The sequence below is a fragment of the Paenibacillus sp. P4_A9 genome (assembly GCF_056402415.1).
Genome location: NZ_JBFUHL010000151.1, coordinates 1 through 3906, shown reverse-complemented (window position 1 = coordinate 3906; position 3906 = coordinate 1). Strand labels below are relative to the sequence as shown.

At 44.2% G+C, this 3906-nt stretch carries 5 protein-coding genes; all 5 read left to right on the top strand.

The genetic code is table 11. The annotated features are described in order from the left end of the window. Window positions 1-253 (top strand): oligopeptide/dipeptide ABC transporter ATP-binding protein (locus tag AC1DVJ_RS30220; protein ID WP_477596497.1); only part of this gene is annotated, 253 nt, incomplete at its 5' end. Further along, window positions 246-815 (top strand): HAD family hydrolase, encoded by a 570-nt coding sequence (locus tag AC1DVJ_RS30215; RefSeq protein WP_477596495.1) that lies wholly within the window; start codon window positions 246-248, stop codon window positions 813-815. The genes AC1DVJ_RS30220 and AC1DVJ_RS30215, both read left to right, overlap by 8 nt. A 34-nt stretch (window positions 816-849) precedes the next feature. Continuing rightward, window positions 850-1896, top strand: coding sequence for a LacI family DNA-binding transcriptional regulator (locus AC1DVJ_RS30210; RefSeq protein WP_477596493.1), 1047 nt, complete (start codon window positions 850-852; stop codon window positions 1894-1896). 13 nt (window positions 1897-1909) lie between these two features. Beyond that, window positions 1910-2968, top strand: a complete 1059-nt coding sequence (locus AC1DVJ_RS30205; protein ID WP_477596490.1) for a Gfo/Idh/MocA family protein — start codon at window positions 1910-1912, stop codon at window positions 2966-2968. 32 nt (window positions 2969-3000) lie between these two features. Next, on the top strand, window positions 3001-3720 hold the full coding sequence (locus AC1DVJ_RS30200; protein ID WP_477596488.1) for a ThuA domain-containing protein: 720 nt from the start codon (window positions 3001-3003) through the stop codon (window positions 3718-3720). The last annotated feature ends 186 nt before the right edge of the window (window positions 3721-3906 follow it).

The window sequence follows — 3906 nt, the reverse complement described above, 5'->3', positions numbered from 1 at the left end:
TCCTTACACAGAAGCGCTTCTGTCGGCCGTACCTGAGCCTGATCCCGATTATAAAAAAGACCGAATCATTCTCGAAGGTGAAGTACCGAATCCAGCCAATCCTCCAAGCGGGTGTCATTTCCATCCTAGGTGTATGTATAAGACTGACAAATGTGTGAAGGAAGAACCAAAGCTGCAGGATTTAGGCAACAAACATTTCGCAGCTTGTCATTATGCTGACCAACTTAACTTAAGAGGTGTCGTCCATGAGTAAACCAACAACGAAAGATCATATGCCGATTAACCCAAATGCGAAAAAGCTGATTGTTTTCCTAGACTGCGGAGATACCATCATTGATGAAGGAACCGAAATTAGAGATGACCATGATATTGTGATAAAAGCGGATCTGATTCCAGGGGCAGATGTCATGGTGAAGACGCTTGCCGAACGTGGTTATATCCTGGCACTTGTAGCTGACGGCAGAGCGCAATCTTTTAAAAACATGCTGACCGACCATGGCTTGTATGATTATTTTACGACCATGATTTATTCGGAAAGTATTAAAGATGCGAAACCAAGTCCTCGTATGTTTAAGGCAGCGATGGGTGCTTTAGAACTCACTGAGCAGGATTGCTCAAGAATTGTAATGGTAGGAAACAACTTAAGCCGAGATGTGAAAGGCGCTAACCAAATGGGGATCACGAGTATCTTCTTGAGCTGGACGCCGAGATATCCGAAGCTGCATGAAGACGAAAGTCAAAAGCCTGCTTATACAATAAGCAATCCGGTAGATTTAATTGACTTAGTCGAGAAGCTTAATGCACAATTGGAGTAAATGGACTTTGTAACGAAGGGATGTATACCCGAACATGGCAAAAATTGATGATGTTGCAAGGCTAGCGAGAGTCTCAAAAGGGACAGTTTCTAATGTCTTTAGCCAAAAAAGACCGACAAGCAACGAAGTCAGAGAGCGTGTGATGAGCGTTTCTAGACAACTAAATTATGTCCCTAATCATACTGCGCGAAGCTTGGTTACCAAGAAAACGATGGCGATAGGGTTAACCATACCGCATGGCAGCTTCTTCTTTAGCGCATTTCATACACAGTTTATCAACGGGGTCATTCTGGAAGCAGCTTATTATGGGTATAGGGTTCTACTAGATATCATTCCGGTACATGAGGTGAAAACACCGTTTTTGACTAGTTATCCAATTGATGGTGCCGTCGTGATGAGGCCTACAGCGAATGATGAGCGTATCAACCACATGCATATGGGACAGATCCCATTTGTGACGGTAGGTCACGTGATGAATGAGAATATTGAGCATTCGATAAGCGTGGATAACGACAATGTACAGATGATGTTTAATATTTGCGAGTATTTAATTGGCAAAGGCCATAAAGATATTATGTTTTTGAATGCGAATGAGCATATGACCGTATCTATTGATCGAAAAGCTAGCTTCATTCATGCCATGAAGGAACACGGGCTAGAAGTAGAGGAGCACATGATTCATCATAAACCTGAGCTGAACTCAAGTGAATACATGAATTATGGCTATGAAGAGACGATCGATATTCTCGGTAAGCAGAAGAAAAAAGTAACCGCGATTATTGCCGATGATGACCGCACAGCATTCAGTGTTCTCAATGCCATCAAGGATCTGAATCTTAGTGTACCTGGGGATGTCTCTTTATTTGTGGTATGTGGTGATCACTCGATGATGGTACAGTCGAACCCGTCTTTGACGAGTATGGATTTACAGCCATCGGAACTAGGGGCTCAGTCGGTACGGTTGTTAATGCATCAATTGGGCGTGCTGCAAGGCGAGTACGTTGAAACGATCATTGTTGAAGGCAAAATTATTGAGCGAAATTCGGTTTCAACGATAGAACATGATGACAAGCACAAGTAGGGGAGCGAACATGATGAGTAATAAACAATGGAACGTAGGCATTATTGGCCTTGGCGGTATCGGCGATTACCATATGAGCAATCTTGCGAAAATTGCCAATACAAATGTTGCGGCTATCTGTGATGTGAATGCGAAAGCGGTTGAAGAGGTCGGGGCTCGACTGAATCTGCCGGCTGGGAAGCGATACACGGATTATCAAGCGATTATCGCTGATCCAGACATCGACTTTATCATTTCAGGTGTCTCGAATAAATTCCATGCTGACATCTTAAAATCTGCGATTGCATGCGGGAAACCTATCTTTTCTGAGAAGCCTTTTACCCGAACGATGGGAGAGGCGGATGAATTGCTAAGCTTATATGAAAAGAATCCGATTCCCTGCATGATTGGATTTTCCTATCGATACAGACCTTGTTTTCAATACGTAAAACAGCTTGTGACGGATGGCAGCTTAGGCCAAATTCGGCATATCGCTGCGCATTACCTGCAAGAGGAAAATGCACCTATGTTTAATAAAGAGTACACATGGCGCTTTAATAAAGATATGGCGGGATCAGGGATCTTAGCGGATATTGGCTCGCATATGGTGGATGCGGCACGTTTTTTTGTAGKGGAATTTCAACAGGTGTCTGGTATGATGAGCACGTTTACGGATCGCAGATTGGATAAGCGGACGGGGGAATACGTGGAAGTCGATGTTGATGATTTTACTGGCTTCCAGTGTGTATTAGAAGGCGGCGTGATGGGATCATTTTATACCCATAAAAATGCGATCGGTACAGGCAATCAGTTCAACGTTACCTTGTTTGGCGATTTGGGCACGGTCCGAATGTCAGTCGAAAAGCCAAATGAAGTTCATTTGACACTCAGATCGGGTGACAATCTACAATTGACCGAGACCGTCATTCACTTGGACGAGAAATCGGTGAAGCCGATGCTGCAGGATTTTGTGGATTATTTGGAGCATGAGAAGTCAGCTTCGCTCCCGACGATTATGGACGGGTACCGTAACCAGCAAGTGCTGCAAGCGATCATTGACTCAGCCAAAGATGGCGTGACGAGAAACCTTTAATTTCATTCACATATATAAAGGGAGGAAATTGAATGATCCGAGTAACGATTTGGAATGAATTTCTCCAGGAGCAACGAAAAGAAGAGGTAGCCAAGATTTATCCAAAAGGCATGCATGGTGCCATAGCTGACGGTATTCGTCAGGATGGATTTGAAATAAGCTGTGCAACCTTTAATGAGCCTGAGCATGGGTTAACTCAAGAAAAGCTGGATCAGACGGATGTTCTTATTTATTGGGGACATGTCGAACATAAGGGCTTTCAAGATGACGTAGTTGATCGCATTTGTAAACGTGTACATAGTGGAATGGGGCTCATCGTGCTTCACTCAGGTCATCATTCGAAGCTGTTCCGCAAATTGATGGGCACTTCCTGCGATCTTCTATGGAGAGAAGCGGACGAGAAAGAACGACTGTGGGTCATGGATCCATCACACCCAATCGTAGAGGGAATAGGGCCATATATCGACTTGGAAGAAGAGGAAATGTATGGCGAGCACTTTGACATTCCGACACCTGAGGAGTTAATCCTCGTCAGTTGGTTCCAGGGAGGAGAGGTGTTCCGCAGCGGATGCACCTACCGTCGCGGCCAAGGGAAAATCTTTTATTTCCGTCCTGGTCATGAGACGTATCCGACCTATCACAACAAAGATGTGCAGCGCGTCATTGCTAATGCGGTTAAATGGACAGCTCCGATTCAAAGAGAAAAAACATTCTACGGACATCATATGCCTCTCGAGGAAATCAAGAAGTAAGCATGGTTTCCAAGCGCATTCGTCTTAAAGAAAAGTTAAAGAGCTTCTTTCATGGTGAAAGAAGCTGTTTGGCTTATGCTTGCAAGGGTAAACGTGATGATTGGTTGGACATCGAACGAAAAGCTAGTCAGGTACTTTAATGAGATGGGGGAATTGGGATGAAGCGATATCCAATGCTGACTGCAC

Coding starts and splice junctions, on each gene's coding strand:
- AC1DVJ_RS30215 (WP_477596495.1), top strand. CDS start 246: ATGAGTAAACCAACAACGAAAGATCATATGCCGATTAACCCAAATGCG.
- AC1DVJ_RS30210 (WP_477596493.1), top strand. CDS start 850: ATGGCAAAAATTGATGATGTTGCAAGGCTAGCGAGAGTCTCAAAAGGG.
- AC1DVJ_RS30200 (WP_477596488.1), top strand. CDS start 3,001: ATGATCCGAGTAACGATTTGGAATGAATTTCTCCAGGAGCAACGAAAA.